The sequence below is a fragment of the Bradyrhizobium sp. IC3195 genome (assembly GCF_020193585.1).
GTDB classification, from domain to species: domain Bacteria; phylum Pseudomonadota; class Alphaproteobacteria; order Rhizobiales; family Xanthobacteraceae; genus Bradyrhizobium; species Bradyrhizobium yuanmingense.
Map to the genome: position 1 here is coordinate 249,734 of NZ_JADYVG010000009.1, position 22,982 is coordinate 272,715.

Annotated in this window: 23 protein-coding genes; 5 read left to right on the plus strand and 18 right to left on the minus strand. The window is 65.1% G+C overall.

Annotation, left to right across the window (positions count from 1 at the left end; all coding sequences use genetic code 11):
- Positions 1 to 140: 140 nt before the first annotated feature.
- The 12 genes from I6F09_RS19920 to I6F09_RS19975 all read right to left on the minus strand — a co-directional run bounded on the left by I6F09_RS19920 (position 141) and on the right by I6F09_RS19975 (position 10,853).
- A complete protein-coding gene (locus I6F09_RS19920; RefSeq protein WP_109143543.1) occupies positions 141 to 2,261 on the minus strand; it encodes a sodium-translocating pyrophosphatase in 2,121 nt (706 codons plus the stop codon).
- A 236-nt stretch (positions 2,262 to 2,497) separates the two neighbouring features.
- Positions 2,498 to 3,496 carry a thiamine-phosphate kinase gene (thiL, locus tag I6F09_RS19925; RefSeq protein ID WP_225133824.1) on the minus strand — a complete coding sequence of 333 codons (999 nt, stop codon included), beginning with the start codon at positions 3,494 to 3,496 and terminating at the stop codon, positions 2,498 to 2,500.
- Positions 3,497 to 3,671: 175 nt separating this feature from the next.
- Entirely contained in the window at positions 3,672 to 4,169 is a 498-nt protein-coding gene (nusB, locus tag I6F09_RS19930; protein ID WP_036010453.1) for a transcription antitermination factor NusB, read from the minus strand.
- Positions 4,170 to 4,173: 4 nt separating this feature from the next.
- Positions 4,174 to 4,665: a 6,7-dimethyl-8-ribityllumazine synthase gene (gene ribH, locus I6F09_RS19935; RefSeq protein ID WP_036010456.1), complete on the minus strand. Its 492-nt coding sequence runs from the start codon at positions 4,663 to 4,665 to the stop codon at positions 4,174 to 4,176.
- 62 nt (positions 4,666 to 4,727) lie between these two features.
- On the minus strand, positions 4,728 to 5,357 hold the full coding sequence (locus I6F09_RS19940; RefSeq protein ID WP_225188852.1) for a riboflavin synthase: 630 nt from the start codon (positions 5,355 to 5,357) through the stop codon (positions 4,728 to 4,730).
- Entirely contained in the window at positions 5,357 to 6,505 is a 1,149-nt protein-coding gene (gene ribD / locus I6F09_RS19945) for a bifunctional diaminohydroxyphosphoribosylaminopyrimidine deaminase/5-amino-6-(5-phosphoribosylamino)uracil reductase RibD (protein ID WP_225188853.1), read from the minus strand. The genes I6F09_RS19940 and ribD overlap by 1 nt, the downstream gene beginning before the upstream one ends.
- Positions 6,502 to 6,984 (minus strand): transcriptional regulator NrdR, encoded by a 483-nt coding sequence (gene nrdR, locus I6F09_RS19950; protein WP_011087793.1) that lies wholly within the window; start codon positions 6,982 to 6,984, stop codon positions 6,502 to 6,504. The genes ribD and nrdR overlap by 4 nt, the downstream gene beginning before the upstream one ends.
- Before the next feature lie 70 nt (positions 6,985 to 7,054).
- A complete protein-coding gene (glyA, locus tag I6F09_RS19955) occupies positions 7,055 to 8,353 on the minus strand; it encodes a serine hydroxymethyltransferase (RefSeq protein ID WP_036010474.1) in 1,299 nt (432 codons plus the stop codon).
- Between the two features lie 263 nt (positions 8,354 to 8,616).
- Complete coding sequence (locus I6F09_RS19960; protein WP_025036694.1) at positions 8,617 to 8,838, minus strand: hypothetical protein; 222 nt, start codon at positions 8,836 to 8,838, stop codon at positions 8,617 to 8,619.
- 37 nt (positions 8,839 to 8,875) lie between these two features.
- On the minus strand, positions 8,876 to 9,112 hold the full coding sequence (locus tag I6F09_RS19965) for a hypothetical protein (protein ID WP_036010478.1): 237 nt from the start codon (positions 9,110 to 9,112) through the stop codon (positions 8,876 to 8,878).
- A gap of 202 nt (positions 9,113 to 9,314) precedes the next feature.
- Positions 9,315 to 9,833, minus strand: coding sequence for a MarR family winged helix-turn-helix transcriptional regulator (locus tag I6F09_RS19970; protein WP_025036696.1), 519 nt, complete (start codon positions 9,831 to 9,833; stop codon positions 9,315 to 9,317).
- 516 nt (positions 9,834 to 10,349) lie between these two features.
- Positions 10,350 to 10,853: a DUF6163 family protein gene (locus tag I6F09_RS19975; protein ID WP_025036697.1), complete on the minus strand. Its 504-nt coding sequence runs from the start codon at positions 10,851 to 10,853 to the stop codon at positions 10,350 to 10,352.
- A gap of 138 nt (positions 10,854 to 10,991) precedes the next feature.
- Between I6F09_RS19975 and hemB the strand changes: the two genes are divergently transcribed.
- The 3 genes from hemB (at position 10,992) to I6F09_RS19990 (ending at position 13,670) form a co-directional block, all read left to right on the plus strand.
- The gene (gene hemB / locus I6F09_RS19980; RefSeq protein WP_036025484.1) at positions 10,992 to 12,053 is read left to right on the plus strand and encodes a porphobilinogen synthase; all 1,062 of its coding nucleotides are present in this window, start codon (positions 10,992 to 10,994) and stop codon (positions 12,051 to 12,053) included.
- A gap of 229 nt (positions 12,054 to 12,282) precedes the next feature.
- Complete coding sequence (locus tag I6F09_RS19985; protein ID WP_074448003.1) at positions 12,283 to 12,825, plus strand: RDD family protein; 543 nt, start codon at positions 12,283 to 12,285, stop codon at positions 12,823 to 12,825.
- A 68-nt stretch (positions 12,826 to 12,893) separates the two neighbouring features.
- A complete protein-coding gene (locus I6F09_RS19990; RefSeq protein WP_036014979.1) occupies positions 12,894 to 13,670 on the plus strand; it encodes an arginyltransferase in 777 nt (258 codons plus the stop codon).
- Between the two features lie 56 nt (positions 13,671 to 13,726).
- Here the strand turns inward: I6F09_RS19990 and I6F09_RS19995 are convergent, their stop codons facing one another.
- On the minus strand, positions 13,727 to 15,079 hold the full coding sequence (locus I6F09_RS19995) for an Nramp family divalent metal transporter (RefSeq protein WP_225113061.1): 1,353 nt from the start codon (positions 15,077 to 15,079) through the stop codon (positions 13,727 to 13,729).
- A 169-nt stretch (positions 15,080 to 15,248) separates the two neighbouring features.
- Between I6F09_RS19995 and I6F09_RS20000 the strand changes: the two genes are divergently transcribed.
- Positions 15,249 to 16,493 carry an MFS transporter gene (locus tag I6F09_RS20000; protein ID WP_225170952.1) on the plus strand — a complete coding sequence of 415 codons (1,245 nt, stop codon included), beginning with the start codon at positions 15,249 to 15,251 and terminating at the stop codon, positions 16,491 to 16,493.
- 114 nt (positions 16,494 to 16,607) lie between these two features.
- On the opposite strand, the gene I6F09_RS20005 is transcribed toward I6F09_RS20000, so the two are convergent.
- Positions 16,608 to 17,867, minus strand: coding sequence for an adenylate/guanylate cyclase domain-containing protein (locus tag I6F09_RS20005; protein WP_036014983.1), 1,260 nt, complete (start codon positions 17,865 to 17,867; stop codon positions 16,608 to 16,610).
- 164 nt (positions 17,868 to 18,031) lie between these two features.
- Here I6F09_RS20005 and I6F09_RS20010 point away from each other — a divergent pair, with 164 nt between their 5' ends.
- Entirely contained in the window at positions 18,032 to 19,189 is a 1,158-nt protein-coding gene (locus tag I6F09_RS20010; RefSeq protein WP_225156958.1) for an MFS transporter, read from the plus strand.
- On the opposite strand, the gene I6F09_RS20015 is transcribed toward I6F09_RS20010, so the two are convergent.
- From I6F09_RS20015 to I6F09_RS20030, 4 genes are all read right to left on the minus strand, one after another.
- Positions 19,131 to 19,385, minus strand: coding sequence for a hypothetical protein (locus I6F09_RS20015; RefSeq protein WP_225140098.1), 255 nt, complete (start codon positions 19,383 to 19,385; stop codon positions 19,131 to 19,133). The two genes, I6F09_RS20010 and I6F09_RS20015, sit on opposite strands and share 59 nt — an antisense overlap.
- A 2-nt stretch (positions 19,386 to 19,387) precedes the next feature.
- Positions 19,388 to 19,618 (minus strand): hypothetical protein, encoded by a 231-nt coding sequence (locus I6F09_RS20020; protein WP_225147205.1) that lies wholly within the window; start codon positions 19,616 to 19,618, stop codon positions 19,388 to 19,390.
- Positions 19,619 to 19,877: 259 nt separating this feature from the next.
- Positions 19,878 to 21,878: a hypothetical protein gene (locus I6F09_RS20025; protein WP_225170953.1), complete on the minus strand. Its 2,001-nt coding sequence runs from the start codon at positions 21,876 to 21,878 to the stop codon at positions 19,878 to 19,880.
- Between the two features lie 36 nt (positions 21,879 to 21,914).
- A partial coding sequence (locus tag I6F09_RS20030) for a phosphatase PAP2 family protein (protein ID WP_225188854.1) occupies positions 21,915 to 22,982 on the minus strand: 1,068 nt, incomplete at its 5' end.

Consider the following 22,982-nt stretch of genomic DNA (forward strand, 5'->3'; position numbering starts at 1 on the left):
TCCAGGCTGTCTCTGCGGAACGATGCTGGATTGCTTCGTCGCAAGAGCTCCTCGCAATGACGTCGGGAGAGCGTCGGATCGCCAAATCAAAAACCCCGCGGCTCACGCCGCGGGGTTTTCTCTTGTCGCGTCAGCGCCGCTCAGTGCGCCAGGATCGCCAGCAGCAGCAGGGCCACGATATTGGTGATCTTGATCATCGGGTTCACCGCAGGTCCCGCCGTGTCCTTGTAGGGATCGCCGACGGTATCGCCGGTCACCGCGGACTTATGGGCATCAGAGCCCTTGCCGCCGAAATGACCGTCCTCGATGTACTTTTTGGCGTTGTCCCAGGCGCCGCCGCCCGAGGTCATGGAGATCGCGACGAACAGGCCCGTCACGATGACGCCGAGCAGCATGGCGCCGACGGCCGAGAATGCCGCCGACTTGCCGGCCGCGCCGCCGCCCGCGATCGCATAGATCAGGAAGTAGACGACGATCGGCGACAGCACCGGCAGCAGCGAGGGGATGATCATCTCCTTGATTGCCGCGCGCGTGAGCAAGTCGACCGCCTTGCCGTAATCAGGCTTGTCGGTGCCCTGCATGATGCCCGGCTTCTCGCGGAATTGGCGACGGACCTCCTCGACGATCGCACCGGCCGCACGGCCGACCGCGGTCATGCCCATCGCGCCGAACAGGTACGGCAACAGACCGCCGAACAGCAGGCCCACCACGACGTAGGGATTGTTCAGTGAGAAGTCCGGATTGACGCCGGCGAAGTAGGGATGCTGCGCGGAGCGGGCCACGAAGAACTTGAGGTCCTCGTTGTAGGCCGCGAACAGCACCAGGGCGCCGAGACCAGCGGAGCCGATCGCGTAGCCTTTGGTGACCGCCTTGGTGGTGTTGCCGACCGCGTCGAGCGCGTCGGTCGACTTGCGCACCTCCTTCGGCAGTCCCGCCATTTCGGCAATGCCGCCGGCATTGTCGGTGACGGGGCCGAAGGCGTCGAGGGCGACGATCATGCCGGCCAGCGCCAGCATGGTGGCGGTCGCGATCGCGATGCCGAACAGCCCGGCGAGGCTGTAGGTGACCAGGATGCCGGCGATGATGACGATCGCAGGCAACGCGGTCGCTTCCATCGAGATGGCGAGGCCCTGGATCACGTTGGTGCCGTGGCCGGTGACCGAGGACTGGGCGATCGACTTCACCGGACGATAGTCGGTCCCGGTGTAGTATTCGGTGATCCAGATGATCAGGGCGGTGACGACGAGACCGACCACGCCGCACTCGAACAGCGCCAGGCCGGTGTAGTTGACGCCCTCGAGCTTGCCGAAGCCGATCAGGTAGTAGATCACCAGGGCGATGCCGATCAGCGACAGGATGCCCGTTGCGATCAGGCCCTTGTAGAGCGCGCCCATGATCGACTGGCTCGGCCCGAGCTTGACGAAGAAGGTGCCGATGATCGAAGTGATGATGCAGATGCCGCCGATCGCGAGCGGCAGCGTCATCATGTTGGCGAGGATCGGCGTCTTGGCGAAGAAGATCGCCGCCAGGACCATGGTGGCGACCGCGGTCACCGCATAGGTCTCGAACAGGTCGGCGGCCATGCCGGCGCAGTCGCCGACGTTGTCGCCGACGTTGTCGGCGATGGTCGCAGGGTTGCGCGGGTCATCCTCGGGAATGCCGGCCTCGACCTTGCCGACGAGGTCGCCGCCGACGTCCGCACCCTTGGTGAAGATGCCGCCGCCGAGACGGGCGAAGATCGAGATCAGCGAGGCGCCGAAGCCGAGCGCCACCAGGGCGTCGACGACGACGCGGCTATCCGGCGCGAGCTTCAGCGAATGGACCAGGAAGCCGAAATAGAGCGTCACGCCGAGCAGCGCCAGACCCGCCACCAGAAGGCCGGTGATGGCGCCCGCCTTGAAGGCGAGCTCCAGGCCGCCGGCCAGCGACGTCGTCGCGGCCTGGGCGGTGCGCACATTGGCGCGGACCGAGACGTTCATGCCGATGAAGCCCGCAGCGCCGGACAGGATCGCGCCGATGGCGAAACCGATCGCGACATAGAGCCCGAGGAAATAGGCAAGCAGCACGAAGATGACGATGCCGACGATACCGATCGTGGTGTATTGCCGCCGGAGATAGGCTTGTGCGCCTTCGCGCACCGCCCCTGCGATCTCCTGCATGCGCGGCGACCCCGCATCCGCGCCCAAGACCGAAGACGTCGCCCAAATCGCGTAGGCGACGGAAAGCGCTCCGCAGAGCACTATCAACCATAATGCTGTCATGTGATGTTTGCCTCAGATCCTTGATGTACCCCCGGCGCCTTTTGTTGTCCGTCGTGCGGTGCAGCGCCTTGATTTTGAACAAAGCCGCCCCCTTGCCCTTAAGGGACGGCTCCAGTCGGCCGCGAGCTTGCCAAAATCACATTGAGGGTGCAACGCCGGATCAGCCCGAAAAGGCCGATCTTGGCAGGTATTTAGGGCCAAGCGCTGAGAACTCAGATGCCGGTTTGGAGCAATTCCTAGAAGTGGCTGTAGGACAGCCGCGTCAAAAGCAGATCCTGGCCCTGCCCGTCCAGGAAGCGCAGCGGCTTCTGCCCCTCCGTGATGGTACCGATTGCAGTCACGGCAACGCCGAGGGACTGCCCCGCGGCAATCAGCGTCTCGCATTGTGCCGGCGGAACGGTGCAGAGCACCTCGTAGTCGTCGCCCCCGGCAAGCAGCGTCTCGACAGACGCGACGTTGCGGGCGCGAAGGCCGGCTGCCGCGGCCGAGAGTGGCAGGCTCGTCACGTCGACCGAAGCCGCGACCCCGGAGGCGGCACAGAGCTTGGTCAGATCGCCGGCGAGGCCGTCGGAGACGTCCATCGCCGCGGTGGCATGATCGCGCAGGGCCGGCGCCAGCACGTTGCGTGGCTGCGGCACCCGATAGCGCGAGACCAGAAAATCCCGTGCCGCGGGATCGGAGGTCAGCGCGCTGGCGGCAGCCCCGCCTTTGAGCACGTCGAGGCCGAGCGCGGCATCGCCGATCGTGCCCGTGACCAGGACGCGGTCGCCCGGCCTTGCGCCGGTGCGGCCGATCATCCGCCCCTGAGGCACACGGCCGAAGGCGGTGATCGAGATCATCTGCGGGCCCGGCGTCGACACCGTGTCGCCACCGAGCAGAGGACAAGCGAAGGTCTTCGCATCATCGCCCAGCGCGTCCGCAAAGGGACGCAGCCAGGCATCCTCCTTGCTGCGCAGCGCCAGCGTCAGCACGAAGCCTGCCGGCGTCGCTCCTTTCGCCGCGAGATCGGACAGGTTCACCCGCAGCGCCTTGCGCGCGATGGTGTCAGGCGGATCGCCGGCAAGATAATGCACGCCCTCCACCACCGCGTCGGTGGTGACGACGATGTCCTCGCCGGACGAGGACAGCACCGCCGCGTCGTCGACCAACCCGAACGCGCCGGGATCGGTCGCCAGCGGTTTGAAATAGCGCGCGATGAGGGAGTCTTCGCCGGAGGGATTTTGTGTGGTTTCCATCGGCGTCAGCCCCATCCACCGCTGTCATCGCCCGGCTTGACCGGGCGATCCAGTATTCGAGAGACAGTCGTGTTAGCCCGATGGGCCGCGGCGTACTGGATCACCCGCCTTCGCGGGTGATGACGACGGAGAATGGGGCAGTCGTCTCGCATCACTTCACCGCCCTCGCGGGAAACTACCCCCGCCCGAACTCGTCGCCGCGAAACTGCCGGCCGATCTGGTCGAGCACGGCGTTGACCATGCCGGTCTCCTCGCGGTCGACGAAAGCATTGGCGACGTCGACATATTCGGAGACCACCACCCGGCCCGGCACGTCCTTGCGATGCTGGAGCTCATAGGCTCCTGCCCGCAGCACTGCCCGCAGGATCGCCTCGATCCGCTTGAGCGGCCAGCCCTTCGACAGCGCCTCGTCGATCAGAGGATCGAGCTTCTTCTGGTCGCGGACGACGCCGGAGACGACGTCGCGGAAAAAGGCGGCTTCCGCCGGCAGATACGTTTCGCCCTCGACCTCGTTGCCGAGCCAATGGCTTTCGAATTCGGCAAAGATGTCGTTGATGCCCGCACCGGCGATGTCCATCTGGTACAGTGCCTGCACGGCTGCGAGCCGTGCCGCACCGCGCCGGTTCGCCTTCTTCTCGACAACGCCGGTCGGCTTCTTGGTGTTATCGGCCATGGCTTCAGGCCCGCGCCAGGCGGCGTTTAATGCGCAGCATCGCAAGCGCGGCGCGCGCGGCATCGCCGCCCTTGTTGAGCTCGCTGGCACGCGCCCGCGCCCAGGCCTGCGCCTCGGTGTTGACGGTGAGGATGCCGTTGCCGAGCGGCAGCTTCCGCGCCACGGCGAGGTCCATCAGCGCGCGCGAGGATTCCTGCGAGACGATCTCGAAATGAATGGTGTCGCCGCGGATCACGCAGCCGAGCGCGATCACCGCATCATAGGGCCTGCCGTTCGCCGCCGCGGCATCGACCGCGATGGCGACTGCCGCGGGGATCTCCAGCGCACCGGGAACCGTAATGACGTCGTGGGTCAGGCCGGCCGCCTTCAGCTCGGCCACCGCGCCGTCCAGCAGCGCATCCTGGAGATCGTCATAGAACCGCGCCTCGACAATCAGCGCGCGCGCGCCGGAAATATCGGTCTGGTCCTTCAGGGGTGCGCGCCGCGCGTCTGCCATCGTTCAATCCGTTTCGAAAGGGGTCGGCGCTATGTAGTCGCCGGAAGCAGGTAAGCCAAGTTCTAAGAGACCGTCATTTCCGTCAGCCGCGCCGCGTAGCGGGCCATCAGGTCGACCTCGATATTAACCTCATCCCCCGCCTTCCAGCTGCCGATCGTCGTGACATCGAGCGTGTGCGGAATGATCAGCACCGAAAAGGTCACGTCTGCAACCGTATTGATCGTCAGCGAGACGCCGTCGAGCGTGATCGAGCCCTTGGTGGCGATGAACCGTGCCAGCTCCCGCGTCGTCGAGAGCACGAACCGCGCCATATCCGGCAAGTCCTCCCGGCTGACGATGGTTGCAATGCCATCGGCGTGGCCGGCGACGATATGGCCGCCGAGCTCATCGCCGATCTTCAGCGCGCGCTCGAGGTTGAGCCTGGTGCCGACCTTCCAGTGCTTGGCCGTCGTCAGCGCCAGCGTCTCGGCCGCGGTGTCGACGTCGAACCAGGTCCTTTGCTTGGAGTCCCTGCCATCCGCAACGCCCGAGGCAACCACCGTCAGGCAGACGCCGTTGCAGGCGATCGAGGCCCCGTCAGCGATGGTGGTCTGGTCATAGCCGCAGGCAATGCGCAATCGATGCAGCTGCCCCTTCGCCGTTGGCGTGAAGCTGACGATCTCGCCGATATCGGTGACAATGCCGGTGAACATTACGCGCGCTCGTAGATGGTGAGGTTATCCTTGCCGCAGGTCTCGCTAGCATGAACCTTGTAGGCCGGCGACTGCGTGATTTTCGACAGGGGCAATGCATCGAGCGCATCGACGCCGCCCTCGCCGACCGCTTCCGCTCCGCGGAACAGCCAGACCTCGTCGACGAGATCGGCCGCAACGAACGATGCCGCAACGCGGCTGCCGCCCTCGACCATCAGCCGTGTGATGCCCTTGTCCGCCAGCGCATGCAGCACGGCCGAAAGATCGAGCCCGGATGGACTCCCCGGAGGCATGCGCATGATTTGCGCACCGGCCGCGCCAAGGCGCGTCGCGGCGGCCGCTTCCGCAAGCTCGGACGCGATCACCCAAAGCGGCGTCTCGCGCGCGGACCGAACCAGCTGGCTCGATGCGGGAATGCGCAGGCTCCGGTCGAGCACCACACGCACCGGCGAGCGCGCCGCCATGCCCGGCAGGCGGCAGTTGAGCTGCGGATCATCCGCCAGCACCGTGCCGATGCCGACCAGGATGGCATCGCTTTGCGCGCGGAGCAGATGCACGCGGTTGCGTGCCGCCTCCCCCGTGATCGCAAGCGGCTTGCCGCCGGCCGCACCGATCTTGCCGTCAGGCGAGACCGCGAGCTTCAGGATCACATGAGGACGCTGGTCACGGATGCGGCGGAAATGGCCGGCATGGTCGAACGCGGCCTCGGCCGCGCAGAGACCGACGTCCACATTGATGCCGGCGGCGCGCAGGCGCGCATGGCCCTGCCCCGCAACTTCCGGATTGGGGTCCTCGATCGCCGCCACCACGCGCTTGATGCCGGCGGCGATCACCGCATCGGCGCAAGGCGGCGACTTGCCGAAATGCGAGCACGGCTCCAGCGTGACGTAGAGCGTGGCACCCCGCGCTGCTTCGCCCGCCCGCCGCAACGCCTCGGGCTCACCGTGCGGACGTCCGCCTGCTTGCGTCCAGCCGCGGCCGACGATGACGCCGTCCTTGACGATGACGGCGCCCACGGCCGGATTGGGCCAGGTCCGGCCCTGCCCGCGCCGACCGAGCGCAAGCGCCAGCTCCATGAAACGGCGATCAGCATCCTTGGCCTCGCGGGCCTTCTGCGCGAACTGGTCTTCCAGAATGCGGAAGATCATTTGCGGATCGCGGCGAGCCGCGCTTCCTCCTCGCCGGAGAGCTCGCCGAGCACGTCGGCGAAATCCTTGGCCTCGCGGAAATTGCGGTAGACCGAGGCAAACCGCACATAGGCGACGTCGTCGAGCGTGCGCAGATGCTCCATCACGGTCTCGCCGATCACCTCTGAGGAGATCTCGGCCTCGCCTCCGGTCTCGAGCTCGCGCACGATGGTGGAGACCATCTTCTCGACGCGCTCCGGCTCGACCTGCCGCTTGCGAAGTGAGATCTGCACCGAGCGCATCAGCTTGTCGCGATCGAACGGCACGCGGCGGCCGTTGCGTTTGATCACCGTGAGCTCGCGCAGCTGCACGCGCTCGAAGGTGGTGAAGCGGAAATTGCAGGCGACGCACACGCGCCGCCTGCGGATCACGGACGAGTCCTCGGTCGGACGCGAGTCCTTTACCTGCGTATCGAGACTGTTGCAGTTCGGGCAGCGCATCCGTGTGACCTTTATTTTCGCATGATCTCTTCGGAAAACCGGTACCCACTTTTCCGGATCATGCGGCGCCTTACTGGTAGATCGGGAACCGGTCGGTGAGCGCCTTGACCCGTTCCTTGATCGCAGCTTCCACCAGCGGCGCCTTGCCGTCGGAGGATTGCGCGATCGCATTGAGGACCTCTGCGATCATGCCGCCGACCTGCTGGAATTCGGCCACGCCGAAGCCGCGGCTGGTCGCAGCCGGCGTGCCGAGCCGAATGCCCGAGGTCACAAAGGGGGATTCCGGGTCGAACGGAATGCCGTTCTTGTTGCAGGTGATGGCCGCGCGAACCAGCGCCTTCTCCGAGACGTTGCCCTTCAGGCCCTTCGGCCGGAGATCGACCAGCATCAGATGATTGTCGGTGCCGCCGGAGACGATATCGAGACCATGGCCCTTCAACGTCTCGGCCAAGGCCTTGGCGTTCTCGACGATGTTCTTGGCGTAGACCTTGAAATCCGGACGCAGCGCCTCGCCGAAGGCGACCGCCTTGGCTGCAATCACGTGCATCAAAGGACCGCCCTGCAGGCCCGGGAAGATCGCCGAGTTGAGCTTCTTGGTCAGCGTCTCGTCATTCCACAGCATCAGGCCGCCGCGCGGACCACGCAGCGACTTGTGCGTCGTGGTGGTGGTGACGTGCGCATACGGCACCGGGGAAGCATGCACGCCGCCGGCGACGAGCCCAGCGAAATGCGCCATGTCGACCAGCAGGTAAGCGCCGACGCTGTCGGCGATCTCGCGGAAACGCTTGAAGTCCCAGGCGCGCGAATAGGCCGAGCCGCCGGCGATGATCAGCTTCGGCTTGACCTCTTCGGCCTGCTTGGCCACGGCATCCATGTCGATGATCTGGTCCTCGCGGCGCACGGTGTAATGCGCGGCCTTGAACCACTTGCCGCTCATGTTCACGGGCGAGCCATGGGTGAGATGGCCGCCGGCGGCGAGATCGAGACCCATGAAGGTGTCGCCCGGCTGCAGCAGCGCCAGGAACACCGCCTGGTTCATTTGGCTGCCGGAGTTCGGCTGCACGTTGGCAAAACTGGCGCCGAACAGCTTCTTGGCACGATCGATCGCAAGGTTCTCGGCGACGTCGACCCACTCACAACCGCCGTAATAGCGCGCGCCCGGATAACCTTCCGCGTATTTGTTGGTCATGACCGAACCCTGCGCTTCCAGCACGGCCCGGCTGACGATGTTCTCGGAGGCGATCAGCTCGACCTCGTGGCGCTGCCGACCGAGCTCACCCTTGATGGCGGCAGCGATTTCCGGATCGGCCTGCTCGAGCGAGGCGGTGAAAAACGAATCGGGCGCGGAGGCGGACTTGGGTGCGGTCATCTTGCGAATATCTCCACCGCCGCAGCCTTTTGGCGGGCTACGGGCGGGTCTGGTGTGGCGGTCGGAAGCACGCGCGATCTACCACATCGGCCGACCGCGGCCAAGCATTTGCGGGTCGGGCCTGATATTTATGCAAGATATGGTGGGATTGGAGGTTTTCAGCCCGGGAGCGGTCTTGCGAGATCCGCTCCCCGTCAATATCCGGGTGGGGCCGCTTTGGGCCTTATTTCTTGCCAGCTGCCGCCGGGGCAGCCGGCGTCGTTTTACAGCCCGGTATACCCCGCCTTCACGGGGTCGACGCTGCCGTCGAGCTGGCGCAGATAGGTCAGGCCGCAGACCGTCAACCTATGGGTGTCGGTCTCGCCGGCTTCCATCAGGATGTTGAGGTAGTTCGTGACCTTTTCACGCGCCTCGGCGCTGGCCGCCGCGGTGCGGTTGGCGAGCAGGTCGTAGGTCTGCATGATGCGGTCGATGGCAGCTTCCATGGCATCCTCTGGTTGGTCGGGATCTTGGGGGTTTTGATCAGGCAACCGCTCTGGCCTCGGTCTGCGCCTGGAACCGGGCGATCGCCCTGTTGGCCAGCCTGATCTTGTTGAATTCGCCCTGCTGGAGCAGCTTGACGATCAGGTGAAGCAGGCGGTCGTCGGTGACGAGAGTGTCCGGGATTGCGCCGGAGCGGCGAAGGTAGTTCGCGGCGATGGCGTAGGCCTCGCTGACGAGTTCCACGTTCATCACCCGAAGCCCGCGCTCGACCAGCATCGCCGTTTCTCCGATCCGAAGAAGATAAGCGCCGAGCCCGGAACTGGTTCCTGGCTGCCGGGGGGATTTTTTCGCAGGTGCAAAAAAATATCAACGCACCGGTCCGGGGCAACTCCGGACCAGCGCGCTTGGGGAAGTCAGGCACGTTCGGGAGGGCTGCCGGTCTTGTTGCGGGCCGGCTTCGCCCAGATCCCTTTAGAACTCAGAGGCGATAGAGGATCTGGTCGGTCCAGAACCGCTCCAGGCGGTGCAGCGACTTGTTGAGGGTCGCGAACTCGTCGCCGGAGATGCCGCCGACCTGCTCCACCGTCTTGACGTGCTTCTGGTAGAGCGCATCGACGATGCGGCGGACTTCCTGGCCCTGCGGGGTCAGGCGGATGCGCACCGAGCGGCGATCGACCCGCGAGCGCTGATGATCGAGGAAGCCGAGCTCGACGAGCTTCTTCAGATTGTAGGAGACGTTGGAGCCGAGATAGTAACCGCGCGTGCGCAATTCGCCCGCGGTCAGCTCCTTGTCGCCGATGTTGTAGAGCAAGAGCGCCTGGACCGAGTTGATGTCCGCGCGGCCGCGGCGATCGAATTCGTCCTTGATCACGTCGAGGAGCCGGCGATGCAGCCGCTCCACCAGAGTCAAAGCTTCCAGATAGAGCGACTGCACCGAACCCTGCTGGCCGGAGACGCGCTCTGCGGTATCTGCCGCAGTTGCGACGGCTTTCATCATGACACTTCCCCTGTTGTCGTTTTTATCGACACTTATTCGACGAAACTTGTGTCCCGTCTGATAGGTGCAACTTAAGAGGGGCGTTTGAAGATCGGCTTAAATAAGAGAATAAAGAGATCATGAATTTAAGACAGTGAATTGCGCATTAAGCCTGTGCCACAAGTACTTTTTGAAAGCCTCTGTTGACCTTCGCAAGGTCCTGTTCACCCTCCGTCCGCCGCTGTTGTCGCATTCCAGAACAGCCCCGCCCCGTTTCGAAACGCACGCGTAAGAGCTGTGGCGGAACCGGCTGGTCAATGAAAACTTACCGCGAATTTTAGGCAACCAGCGGTCAACCAAACGCAACATTCTCCTGTCCCGGACAAGCGCAGCAAGCGGCGCGCAGACCCGGGATCCCAGAAGCCAAAAGCGAGATATCGGAAAGATGGGCCCCGGCTCTGCAACGCATCACGCCGCAAACTTCGGCGTGCTGCATTGCGTCCGGGGCACGAGAGCGTGAGCGTGAATCTCTGCGCGCTACGGCGGCCGCTCGCGCGCGGCCATCCAGGCGAGCGCAAGATAAGCGGCCAGCATGAAGACCTCGACGCCGACCACGACGAGGCTGCCGCCGTAGATTCCCGGGAACATCAGCTCGATCACGGCCATCGACACCACGGTCGTCAGCCACACCACCGCGCCCCAGGGCGTCGCCAGCCAGAGGCCGACGGCGGCGACGAGCTCGATCACCGCGAAGTAGACCGTCGCGGCCTGCCAGGCCATCGACTGGTTCTCGAACGCCTCGTCCTCGCCGCCGACGAAGCCCGTGACCTGCGCCCAGTGATAGAGGCCTTTCAGGATCGAGAGCAGCGCCATCACCCGCAGGAACAGCACCAGCCGTCGGGTCCAGACATTGTCGTCGGACTCCGAGCGCTCCGAGGAGATCGCCGCCACTGAGAGCGCGCTCTCTCGGGCAGTGTCACGGGCAGCGTCCCTGGCATTGGCGCCGCCTTGGGCCGCATCGCGGGTGGAGATCTCGGACATGGCCCCTTCTGGCTGCTTCGGCCCGCAAAATCAATCGGCTGCCCAAGTCAGGTTCAGATCTGCCTTGCGGCAGGTCAAGCCGCGGTGACGGGAACCATGCGAGCTGGTATAAGAATAATTCCAGCCGGAGGAAGAGTGATGGCGATCAAATACGGACGTCCGATCGAATTGCGCGACGTTTCGCGCCGGGACAGCACGGCAGTGCCGCATGCCCTCGATCTGACCGTCCGTCCGCGCCGCAACCGCAAGGCCGAGTGGGCCCGGCGCATGGTGCGCGAGAACGTCCTCACCACCGACGACCTGATCTGGCCGCTGTTCCTGATCGACGGCACCAACAAGCGCGAGCAGGTCGCCTCGATGCCCGGCGTCGACCGCCTCAGCGTCGACCAGGCCGTGCGCGAGGCCGAGCGCGCGATGAAGCTGACCATCCCCTGCATCGCGCTGTTTCCCTACACCGATCCGTCCCTGCGCGACGAGGAAGGCTCGGAAGCCACCAACCCGAACAACCTGGTCTGCCAGGCCGTGCGCGCGATCAAGAAGGAGTTTCCGGAGATCGGTATCCTCTGCGACGTCGCGCTCGATCCCTTCACCAGCCACGGCCATGACGGCCTGATCTCCGACGGCAAGATCCTGAATGACGAGACGGTCGCCGTGCTGGTGCGTCAGGCCTTGGTGCAGGCCGAAGCCGGCTGCGACATCATCGCGCCCTCCGACATGATGGACGGCCGCGTCGCCGCGATCCGCGAGGGGCTGGACCGCGCCGGCCTGCTCGACGTGCAGATCATGGCCTATGCCGCGAAATACGCCTCCGCCTTCTATGGCCCGTTCCGCGACGCCATCGGCTCGGCCAAGACGCTCACCGGCGACAAGCGCACCTATCAGATGGATAGCGCCAACACCGATGAAGCGCTGCGCGAGGTCGAGCTCGACATCGCCGAGGGCGCCGACATGGTGATGGTGAAGCCCGGCATGCCCTATCTCGACGTGGTCCGCCGCGTGAAGGACACGTTTGCGATGCCGACCTTCGCCTATCAGGTCTCCGGCGAATACGCGATGATCGCCGCAGCCGCAAACAACGGCTGGCTCGACGGCGACCGTGCCATGATGGAAAGCCTGCTCGCCTTCAAACGCGCCGGCGCCGACGGTGTGTTGAGCTATTTTGCGCCGAAGGCAGCGGAGAAGCTGCGGGGCCAGACGTAAGCTGTCGTAGGGTGGGCCAAGCGAAGCGGGCCCACCGATTCATCCATCGTGTAAGTCGGCGGGCAATGGTGGGCACGGCGCAAGCGCGCCTTGGCCCACCCTAGAGGACCGCCCGATCCGCCGCCCCCGAATCGCCGGAATATTTCGGCTTGCTGCCGCCCGCGCGCCCTTGGCACGGGCATGGCCTGTTCCCATGTCCTGCGGGGGGGCTTCGCTGGGAGAACGGTCCATGTCGTACAACTCGGGCAATTCAGGAGGCTGGCGCGATGACGGCGCCATGCAACCGCATGCCTACGACCCTGACCTGCATCCGGAACTGTTCCGGGGCGTCGCGACGCGGCGGGTGTTCGCCTTCCTTATCGACATGGTCGTGATCTCGGTGCCGGTGATCCTCGGCTACATCTTCATCGCCTTGTTCGGCGTGGTCACCCTCGGCATCGGCTGGGCGCTGTTCTGGATCGCCTGGCCGGCCTCCGTGATCTGGGCTATCGTCTATTACGGCGCCAGCATCGGCGGTGCGTCCTCCGCCACGGTCGGCATGCGCCTGATGGACCTGGAGCTGCGCACCTGGTACGGCGCGCCCGGCTACTTCGTGCTCGGCGCCACCCATGCCGTGCTGTTCTGGGTGACGGTCTCGTTCCTGTCGCCGTTCGTGGTGCTGGTCGGCCTGTTCAACGGCCGCCGTCGCCTGCTGCACGATTTCGTGCTGGGAACGGTCGTGATCAACAATTCGGTTCGCATACCCACTCCGCAGGCGGCGCGGACGTGGTGAGCTAATCGATTGACCGGGGGCTTTTGGAGCGCGATGCTGATGCCTGTTTCGGAGGCCCACGACGTCCCTTGACCCAGCACTCGCGCGACACCCCCCAGTTTTACCTCACGGCGCCCTCGCCCTGCCCGTATTTGCCGGGCCGACATGAGCGCAAGGTGTTCACGCATCTGGTCGGGGACCGCGCCGGTGACCTCAACGACCTGCTCACCCATGGCGGTTTCCGCCGCAGCCAGTCGATCGCCTACCGTCCCGCCTGCGACCAGTGCCGGGCCTGCGTCTCGGTCCGGGTCATCGCCAACGAGTTCCGCCCCTCGCGCAACTTCCGCAAGGTGATGGCCCGCAACGCCGACATCATCGGCGAGCAGCGCAGCGCGGTGCCGACCTCCGAGCAATATTCGGTGTTCCGCGCCTATCTCGACGCCCGCCACCGCCACGGCGGGATGGCCGACATGACCGTGCTCGACTACGCCATGATGGTCGAGGACAGCCACGTCGAGACCCGCATCATCGAATACCGCAAGCGCGGCCCCGACAGCGGCATCACCGGCCGCGGCGAGGAGCTGATCGCAGTGGCGCTCACCGACGTTCTCAGCGACGGCCTGTCGATGGTCTATTCGTTCTTCGAGCCTGGCCAGGTCAGCCGCTCGATGGGCACCTTCATGATCCTCGACCATATCGCCCGTGCGCGACGGCAAGGGCTGCCTTACGTCTATCTCGGCTACTGGATCGAAGGCTCCAAGAAGATGGACTACAAGGCCCGCTTCCTGCCGCAGCAGCGCCTCGCCCCCTCAGGCTGGCTGCGCATCGACGCGCAGGGCGACACGGCGTCCGAGCCGCAGGATTAGTGAATGGCGAGTAGCGAATAGGAGAACGCCCCCACTCGCTACTCGCCATTCGCCACTCACCCAAAGAACGTATCTGCCAGCAACTTCAGATTCAAAATCACGATGATGCCCGCGACGATCCAGGCGACCGCGGCAACCGACATCGGGATCGCGAACTTGCCCATCTTGCGCCGATCCGAGACGAAGCGCACCAGCGGGATCACCGCGAAAGGCAGCTGCATCGACAGCACGACCTGGCTGAACACAAGCAAATCCGCGGTGCCGCGCTCACCGTAGATCGCGGTGACGATGATCACGGGAATGATGGCGATGCCGCGGGTCAAGAGGCGGCGCGCCCAGCTCGGCAGGCGCAGGTCGAGAAAGCCCTCCATCACGATCTGGCCAGCGAGCGTCGCGGTGACCGTCGAGTTGAGGCCCGAGGCGAGCAGCGCCACCGCGAACAGCGTCGAGGCGATGCCGAGGCCGAGCAGCGGCGACAGCAGTTCGAACGCCTGCTCAATCCCGGCCACGTCGGAGTGGCCGCTCTTGTGGAAGGTCGCAGCAGCGACGACAAGGATCGCGGCGTTGATGAACAGCGCCAGCATCAGCGCGATGGTCGAGTCCGTCGTCGCCCATTTGATCGCTTCGCGCCGGCCGGTGTCGTTGCGTTCATAAGCGCGCGTCTGCACGATCGAGGAGTGCAGGTAGAGATTGTGCGGCATCACGGTGGCGCCGATGATGCCGATCGCGATGTAGAGCATGTCGGAATTGGTGAAGATCTCGCTCTTGGGCACGAAGCCCCGCAAGACCTCTGCCACCGGCGGAGCCGCCGCCGCGATCTGCACCGCGAAGCAAACGGCGATCACCACCAGCAGCGCGATGACGAAAGCCTCCAGGAAGCGGAAGCCCCGGTTCATCAGCAGCAGCAGCAGGAAGGCGTCGAGGGCTGCAATCAATGCGCCGCCAATCAGGGGAATGCCGAACAGCAGCTTCAGCGCGATCGCCGTGCCGATCACCTCGGCGAGATCGCAGGCGATGATGGCCGCCTCGCAGGCGAGCCAGAGCAGGAAGTTCACCACCCGGGGATAGGAGGCGCGGCAGGCCTGCGCGAGATCGCGGTCGGTGACGATGCCGAGCCGAGCCGCCAGCGACTGGAGCAGGATCGCCATCAAGTTCGAGATCAGGATGACGGAGAGCAGCGTGTAGCCGAACTTCGACCCGCCGGCGAGATCGGTCGCCCAATTGCCGGGGTCCATATAGCCGACCGAGACGAGGTAGCCCGGCCCCACGAAGGCCAGCAACCGCCGCCACCACCGGCCGGCGGCCGGAATGGCGACTGTGGAATTGACCTCAGCGAGGCTCTTGGTGATGGGGGCGTCGGCGCGCCAGCCGGCGAGGTCGGGAGTCATGTGGGGTGATCGGGCATCCATATCGGCAGAATACCCAAGTTCATTCTTATTGCAACTCATTTGCAACTGCATCTAGCGGCGGGCATTCCCGCCGCCGACCGCGGAGATCGCCTCTTGTCGGGAAGCGGGTGGGTTTCGTGATCATCGAGGCCGAACATTGGCGCGAATTCGCCTCAGCAGGATATGCGCTATGTCAACGCCGTCTCGCCTCCCGGACACCTTCAACCGCCTCGCCTGGTCCAATCTCGCGGCGCAATCGGCCGAGCAGATTGCGCTCGCGGCAGCGCCCATCGTCGCCGTGCTGACGCTGGGGGTGGCCGAAGGCCAGACCGGCCTGCTGCAGACCGCGCTCACCCTGCCCTTCGTCCTGTTCGCCATCCCCGCCGGCGTGCTTGCAGACCGCATTTCCCGCCGCAGGCTGATGGCGAGCGCCGAGGCGCTGCGGGCGGTGGCGCTCGCGGCCGTCGTGCTGCTGCTCGCGCTGGGAGCCCTCAACCTGCCGCTGCTGGCCCTGCTCGGCTTCGCCGCCGTGTGCGGCACCGTGGTTTACAGCGTGGCCGCGCCGGCGCTGGTGCCCTCGCTGGTGAGTTCCAACCTGTTGCCGGCGGCGAATGCGCGCATCGAGCTGGCGCGCACCATCGCCTTCGCCAGCGGGCCTGCACTCGGCGGTGCGCTGGTTGGGTGGTGGGGCGCGAGCCCGGCGTTCGGCTTTGCCGCGGCGCTCTCCGCCATCGCGGTCGTGCTGCTCTCCGGCATCTACGAGCCCGCACGTGCGCCAGCGCCCCGGCGGCATCCGCTCCAAGAGATCCGCGAGGGCGCGGCCTTCGTGTTTCACCATCCGCTGCTGCGGCCGGTCTTCATCACCCAGTTCATCTTCAACACCGGCTGGTTCCTGCAAATTGCGGTGTTCGTGCCTTACGCCGTGCGCCATCTCGGTCTGAGCGCCGCCGGTGTCGGCACGGTGCTGACGATGTACGGCGTCGGCATGGTGATCGGCGCGCTCCTCGCCACGCGCGTGATGAAGCGCATCGCCTTTGGCACCGTGGTGGGGCTCGGCCCGGTCACGGGCTTCGTCGCCGCCTTGGTGATGGCGCTGACGGTGCTGGTCCCCTCGCCCTGGCTCGCGGGCTTGAGCTTCTTCCTGCTCGGCGTCGGCCCGATCCTGTGGGTGATCTCGACCACGACGCTGCGTCAGTCCGTGACGCCGCCGAGACTGCTCGGGCGCGTCTCCGCCATCAACATCATGAGCTACGGCGCCCGCCCGCTCGGTTCAGTGCTGGGCGCGCTCGTCGGCGGCCTCTGGAGCGCGGAGGCATGCCTCTATCTCGCCGCGGCGATATTCGGCGTGCAGGCGCTGGTGATCCTGCTGTCACCGGCAGTGGGACTGGACCGGCAGCCGGACATGGTGGGAGATGAGGTGGCGGCGCGGTGCTGACCACAAGTGCATTGCGAGGAGCGTAGCGACGACGCAATCCAGGGTCCCTCCGTTGAGGGACTCTGGATTGCTTCGCTGCGCTCGCAATGACGGCGCCTGTTGAGGCCGCGGAGACTAACCCGCCAGATAGCGCTCGTAGCTGCCCCTGACCGGCTCGCTCGCGTCGACTTCCGGATCGAGCGTGTAGAGATCCTGCGCGCGGCCGATGCCGCGCAGCGCGTAGCGGCCGGTGGAGACGAGGTAGCGGCGGCCGGCGGCATCTAGGCCCTTGTAGAATTCGGACGAGGCCAAGAGCTCGCGATCCACCGAGCGGCTCATCGAGGCGATGCGGCTGACCTCGTTGACGGTCGGGCCGACCACGGTGAAATCAAGCCGGTCCTCGCTGCCGATATTGCCGTAGAAGACCTCGCCGACATGCAGGCCGATATAGGCTGACGTGGTCGGACGGCCCTCCGCCGCCCGCCGTTCGTTCAGCGCAGCGACATTCTTGCGGAACAGGTGCTCGGCGCGGAGCGCGGCCCGCCGCGCATCCGCCATGTCCTCGCCCCAGAACATCGCGAGCACGCCGTCGCCGATCAGCTTCAGTACGTCGCCGCCGGCTTCGTGGATCGGATCGATCACGGCCTGCGCATAGTCGTTGAGGAACGGGATGATCTCGTCGGGACCGATGCTCTCGCTGATGCCGGTCGAGCCGCGCAGGTCCGAATACCAAAGCACGGCATTGATGCGCTCGGTGACGCCGCGCGAGATGCGCCCGCGCAGCACCTGCTCGGAGGCGTCGCGGCCGAGATAGACCCGGCCGAGCGTGCGCGCGATGTCGACCTGCTGCGCCGACTTGATCGCGAGCCCCAACACCGGAACCAGATCGCGCAGCGCTTCCAGCTCCAGTCCGGAGAACCCGCTCGCGCGGCGGGTGGTCCAGCAGGAATAGAGGCAATCCATCAGGCCGAGCGCCCCGTTCTCGCCGAAGCGGTGGACGAATGCGAGATAGTGCTTGTGGCCCTTCTCGGCGAGTTCGCCGATCTGCGAGAAATCCATCGACGGCGCATCGGCGAGATCGATCACCATCTCGTCGTGGCCATTCTCGAGCATGTGGAAGAACACCGAGCGGCGCCAGCTCTTGGCGGCGTCGCCGTCGGCGGTCGAGCCGTATTCGAAGGCATCGCTCTCGTTGCTGGGACGATCGCTCCAGCGGAAGCCGCGGCCTTCATAGATCGGATGCAGCGTGTCGATGACGACGAGGCCACGCGACAGTTCCAGCCCCTCGGCGCAGCAACGCTCGCAGAAGCCGCGGAGCAGTTCAATTTCAGGCAGGCCCGTGAGCCCCTGGCCGGTCAGCCAGTTCATCAGCGTAAGGCGCGAGGTCAATTGCATGCGCCATTATGGCGTGCATTCGTGACGAGCGGAAGGCGGATGTCTGCATACAACCCAAAGGCTCCCCGCCGGCAGCAGGTCGAATATGCCGCAGACGCGGTTGACGCGCTCTCGCCGCGAGCTGCAAATGCGCCGATGACACGGCCGATCAGAAATACGAGGACATGACCCAGCGCCAGCTCCCGATCATCCTGGCGCTCGGCACCACGCAGACCCTCGCCTGGGCCTCCAGTTATTATCTGCCGGCGCTGCTCGCCGACCCAATGGGACGCGAGCTCGGTGTCTCCTCCAACTGGATCTTCGGTGCGTTTTCGGCCGCGCTGGTGATCTCCGCAATGCTGGGCCCGCGCATTGGACGGCAGATCGATCTCGTCGGCGGCCGTCAGGTGCTGTCGGCGTCCAACGTGACCATTGCCGCCGGCCTCGTGCTGCTTGGCATCTCGCAGTCGGTGATGGTGATGGCGATCGCCTGGCTGGTGCTCGGCATCGGCATGGCAATGGGGCTCTACGATGCCGCCTTCGCCGCTTTGGGGCGCATCTACGGCACCGAGGCGCGCAGGCCGATCACCGGCATCACGCTGATGGCGGGCTTCGCCTCCACCGTCGGCTGGCCGCTCACCGCCTGGGGCCTGTCGCATATCGGCTGGCGCGAAACCTGTTTTGCCTGGGCCGCCGCCAATATCCTGATCGGCCTGCCGCTCAATTTCTTCATGCTGCCGGTCATCAAGGGCGCCAAGCAGGCGGCAGCCGCGGCCGCGAAGCCGCATGTGCCGCTCGACCGCACCATGATGTTGCTGGCCTTCATCTTCGCGGCGGTCTGGACTGTCACCGGCGCGATGGCCGCGCATTTCCCGCGCATCCTGGAAACGATGGGGGCAACGCCAGCCGAGGCGATCGCGGCCGGCGCATTGATCGGGCCGGCGCAAGTTGGTGCCCGCATGCTGGAGGCCGGCTTCCTCAGCCGCTTCCATCCGCTGTGGTCGACGCGGCTCGCCAGCCTCACCCACCCGCTCGGCGCCGTGACCGTCGCAATCTTTGGCGGCGCTGCGGCGAGCGCGTTCGCGTTGTTCCACGGCTCCGGCAACGGCATCCTGACGATCGCCCGCGGCACCCTGCCGCTGTCGATCTTCGGCCCGAAGGATTTCGGCTATCGCCTCGGCATCATCGGCGCGCCGGCACGGATGGCGCAGGCGGTGGCGCCGCTCGCCTTTGGCCTGCTCATCGACCTCATGGGCGCCAAGGTGCTGATCGTCTCATCCGCGCTCAGCCTCTCGGCGCTGGCCGCGCTGTTCCTGATCCGCGCCGGCCGGCGGCCGGATTGACCAGCACGCCGGCAATCCATTGCGCCGCCGTGAAGTGCTCGAGCGCTGCAAAGCTGCCTTTCGCCAACCCCGCCAGCACCAGTACGACGGCGCCCGCGCCCATGCCGACGGTGAGAAAACCGAGCGCGCTCGAGCGCTGCATCAGCGGTCGCGACAGCACGTTGTAGAACGCCATGCAGAACACCGCACCGGTCATGATCACTCGCCGCGCCATGCGCCCGGTGGGCTTTGCGCGAGGCCAGCCGCCAGCGCCGCCGACACGCCGAGCAGAAACGCGCAAGGCAACAGGCAGAGAAAGCCGATCCCCCAACGCAGGGCCGCGAGCAGGACGGGATCGGCGCCGCCGACGAGGTAGCGGGTGACGGCCGCGGCAGTCCCGCCGAAGCTGCTCGAGACAAGCGCGATCGTAACTCCGCCCCACTCGCCCACGACCTTCTCCTGTCACGGAGCTTTCGCGGGCCCTAGCATGATGCTGTTGCCACCCTTGTGGCAGCGGCCTCAGGGAAAGGTCAGTCGGTAAAACTCCGGCGCCATCCTCTGGCTGTCGCGCTGGGCGGTTGTCGTGGTTGATCCAGAGCTGCGCCTTCTCCTTGGCGAGCGTGTCTGCGATCTTCTGCATCGAGGCCGGCGGCGGCCGGAAGCTTGCCCCGACCGGATGCCCTTCCAGCTGGCGCGCTCTTCGCCCACATCACGGCGGATAGAGATCGCCATCACCTCGCTTCTCGTCCGGAGGGCTGGCTGGAGCATCGTGCACCGTCAACGGTCGCCGATCCGCAACCAATCGCGCCAGCTGCGGCGCGGCGGCGCTGGTACCGATGAGCCGAAACACCACGCCGCTTCGATTGCCCCCGGCACGTACACCCTGCAGAGCATCTGACTCGTCGCAGAACAGCGCATAGTCGGGACCAACTCGCCGTGGGAGCGGCCCGGTTCGTGCGGGGCCCGCCGACGAATAAGGCGACTTGCGTTTCGGCGCCGACAGAATGTAGCCGCCGGCCACGTGCACACCCGCGACGCTGTCCGTACCGATCCCGTTGAGGGTGCCCAGGCGAGAAACAAGCGAGCCGGTCTTGTCAAATTCCCCACCGGCATACGTGCAGCCGGCCTCGGCCGCGCGGCCCGCCTCCCATCCGGCGTCGATGAAGTACGAACGCTTCGCACCCGTGCGCATGTTCATGTTTGGATCGGTACGTGCCACATAGGCATGAACCTCGCTCCCCAACTCGATGCCCTCCACCTTGATCTTCCAATTCCCATGCTCGGGCACCATGCCGGCTCCCGCGATGGTGGGCTCGACCGCAATCAGCCACACCCTGTTGTCACCCCAGTCAACGGGGGCATACGCACCGGTATAGGGCGGAAGCGCCGGTGCAGCGGGCGGCGGGGGTGGGGGACCGGGAGGCGCTGGACCGGCAGTCGACGAGGAGCTACGACCGCCGGGCGAGGTGAGCGTAACAATGACATTGTCCGTGCAGTTCTTCTTCATCCAGACTTCGGCAAAGCAGAGCACGGTATTGTCGGGGGGAAGGCGCCACGTCCATTCGACATGGTCGGGCTCTGCCATGGTTTGCCTGACGAAATGGATGTGCCCATCGCTCAGATAGTTGTTGCCGGCAGGCAGGAAGACGTCGAGCTTTGGACTTACGGAAACGCCGTCATAGTGGGTGACAAGCTCCCTCAGCTTGCCCTCGAGCTCCGACGTGCCGTTGTGAGGTCCGGTTGTCGGCCCGTAGCTGACATTGATCACCACGTTCGTTGTGCCAGAATCGACAAATGACATGATGTAATCGACTGCATCGGCGACGTAACCCTTCAGCCAGACGCCGGTCGCGTCACGAAGGCAGCTCTCGGGAAACTGCACGAACACGATATCTGCTTCGCAAGCGGGATCGGTCAGGGGATCTCCGGGCTGCCAACTTGGCGGATCGCGGCGCGCGATGCGTGCCGAGAGCGGAATGCGTCCGGCGAGGACATCCATTACATGTGCACCATGCGAGGCCTGATGGTTGAGGGTCTTGAAACCTCCACGCGCGTAGCAGCCATCCTCGTCGATCGTGTTTGCCCTCTTGTGCAACTGGATCCAGTCGTTGAGCCCAACCACGCCGGATATGGAGTCTCGAAGGAACTCGAGGCCGTAATTGAAATCGAACGGCTTCTCGCCAAAGACGTCGGCACCTACCGGAATCGGGACTCGGCCTGCGTGCTCGTTCTGATCCCAGACACCGCGCACGCGTGTCCCGGATGCGACACCCGCGATCCTTTTGACAAACTGAGCGGCCGCGAACGGACAGCCATCGTCGATCACGCCGATGAGGAGAGGTGTCGGTGGTTGTTCGCTCGCGGACCTGTTGCGCTGCGCACCCTTTTGTATGGCCGTCGGCTTCAACGGGAGGGACAGCTCGACCCGGGATACGTTGTCGTCCCACGCCCGGAAACTGTCCTTCTCGACAGCCCTTATGTAAGCCCGCATGGTCAGATATCGCGAGTTCGGGCTGGTCAGCCCGAATTCGGCGCCGAAGTCACTAGGACTCATGGCTCTCACAAAATTATCGGCCAGCCCGACGTGCTTAAGCTCCACGAACAGGAATAGCTTGGACTCCTGCTTGTCGAAAAAATCGAAGTTCTTAAATTCGCTCGCGATTGCGTACCGGAGGTACGGGTCGAAGCATCTCGGCAATTCCTCGGCCATGGAATGCTCTCCACTTCGGTTGCAGGGACGTGTTTCCTACGGAAATCTTGTCGAAACTTCGTAGTAGGCCTTGTCCCATAGTTCCTTCATCAGGAGGGACTGCGTAACAGTCCCTCCTGTGGTTTCCGAATAGAACTTGTTGGCATTGAGCGCCTGGTCAGCATGGAAGGGATTGAAATCCGTGCGAGAGTTACTGTCGGCGTGGCTGGCGTTGAATTTGCGGCTCTTGGTTGCCGTGCTCCCGAGACAACGGCCGACGAAGTACTCGCCCAAGGCGATACCCAGCATCCGCCCTGCCATGCTGTCGACTGGAAAATGGACTCCGGCCACGACCCGATTGGTTGCGATTCGTGCGGCCTGCCGGTCGAGCTGCTCGACGATCTCCGGGAATCCGGATGTCGTCTTGTGCAGGCTCAATAGCCGTTTCAGCACGTAGGCTACCGCGTAAGCCTGCGTCGCATGTCCGCTCGGGAAACTTCCGTGTCCCGGCGTCGTGATCATCGGCTGAACCTGGGCGTTGTATTCCACGGGACGCGAGCACCCCAGCGCATGCTTGAAGCGCATTTCCACGTAAACGCAGAATTGCAGGACCATGTTGATGAGCTCGAATGTCCGCCTGGTCCTCTCGGGATGCAGGTAGACGATCGAGGACCAGAAGGCATACTGGGGATCGATCTGCGCCATGATTTCTGTGGCGCGTTCGTTGCGCAGCTCGGCCCAGCTCACGACCATCTCAATCTGGTCTTGAAACGTCGATTGGACCGGACGCCCTAACTCCGCAATCACGTATGCGGGCGAGCGAACCAGGAATGCGTTCGGATCGGCGCCCGACACCTGAAGGGTGATGCCCTGCAGCATCTCCCCGACCGCTGTGTAGGCGCGCACCCACGGCTCCCAGCGATCCAATTGGGCTGGGTCTTCGATCGCCGGCAAGGCCGGCGCGTAGTAGTAAAAATACGGAGAGGTCGGTCGCTCCGGAACAACGATTGTCCCTTCGCGAGCGTGGATGAGTGCATCCACCATGATGGGATTGGCCCAGACGTCGCCGAGCGTGCCAATTATCGCCCCACCGGCCCCTCCAGCGCCGCCCGCTCCGCCTGCACC